Below are 1322 nucleotides of genomic sequence, written 5' to 3' on the forward strand. Positions count from 1 at the left end.
CTGGCCATCCCGGGTGCTGACTTCGTTCTGCACACCAGCCGGTTCGTGATCGCGCACTTCCACAACGTGATCATCGGCGGTGCGGTATTCGGTTACATCGCAGGTTTCGCGTTCTACTTCCCGAAAGCGTTCGGCTTCAAGCTGCACGAAGGCTGGGGTAAAGCAGCGTTCTGGTTCTGGATCTCGGGCTTCTTCGTTGCGTTCATGCCGCTCTATGCACTGGGCTTCATGGGCATGACCCGTCGTCTGAACGCTACCACCAACCCTGAGTGGGTACCGTACCTGTACGTTGCCATGTTCGGTGCGGTGATGATCGCTGTAGGTATCGCCTGCCAGCTGATCCAGCTGTACGTGTCGGTACGTGACCGTAACAAGCCAGAGAACGTTTGCGATCACGGTGACCCGTGGAATGCACACACCCTGGAATGGTCGACTTCGTCGCCACCTCCGTTCTACAACTTCGCTGTGCTGCCTAAGGCTGACTGCATCGACCCGTTCACTGAGGCCAAGGAAAACGGTACCGCGTACCAGCGTCCGGCCAAGTACGAGCCGATCCACATGCCGAACAACACCGCCACTGGCGTGGTGATGGGCGCACTGTTGACCGTCTTCGGTTTCGCGATGATCTGGCACATCTGGTGGTTGGCTATCGCCAGCCTGGCCGGCACTGTCATCTACTTCGTGATCCACGCTGCACGTGACGACCAGGGCTATATGGTTCCGGTTGAAACGATCGAGCGCATCGAAGCCGAGCAGCACAAGCGTCTGGTCGCGGCAGGGAAAATCCCGGCCGGTGCCACCCGTGTTGAAACCTCGTTGGAACAGGCTTAAACCATGTCGAATTTAGTGACCAATGCCGGACACGCCCATGGTGAACATGGGCACGATGACCATCACCACGACTCGGGCGAGATGACCGTATACGGTTTCTGGCTCTACCTGATGACCGACTGCATTCTGTTTGCGTCGATCTTCGCGGTGTACGCAGTACTGGTAAACAACGTAGCCGGTGGCCCTGCGGGCCACGACATCTTCGAACTGCCATACGTGCTGGGCGAAACCGCTCTGCTGTTGTTCAGTTCGATCACCTACGGCTTCGCCATGCTGGCGTTGTTCAAAGGTAAGAAGCAGCAGGTTCTGGGCTGGTTGTTCATGACCTTTCTGCTCGGCGCAGGCTTTATCGCCATGGAGATCAACGAGTTCCACCTGCTGATCTCCGAGGGCTTCGGTCCTAGCCGTTCGGGCTTCCTGTCCGCGTTCTTCACCCTGGTCGGTACCCACGGTCTGCACGTATCTGCGGGTCTGATCTGGATGGGCATCAT

The 1322-nt window shown here is 57.8% G+C and carries 2 protein-coding genes; both read left to right on the forward strand.

Annotated elements, in window-relative coordinates; translation table 11 throughout:
• Positions 1–831, forward strand: an 831-nt coding sequence (locus ACIOWE_RS30200) for a cbb3-type cytochrome c oxidase subunit I (protein ID WP_401398621.1), incomplete at its 5' end; no start/stop codon positions are given.
• A 3-nt stretch (positions 832–834) separates the two neighbouring features.
• On the forward strand, positions 835–1322 hold a 488-nt coding region (locus ACIOWE_RS30205), incomplete at its 3' end, for a cytochrome c oxidase subunit 3 (RefSeq protein ID WP_401398623.1).

The sequence above is a fragment of the Pseudomonas sp. NPDC087598 genome (assembly GCF_044743525.1).
Lineage (GTDB): Bacteria > Pseudomonadota > Gammaproteobacteria > Pseudomonadales > Pseudomonadaceae > Aquipseudomonas.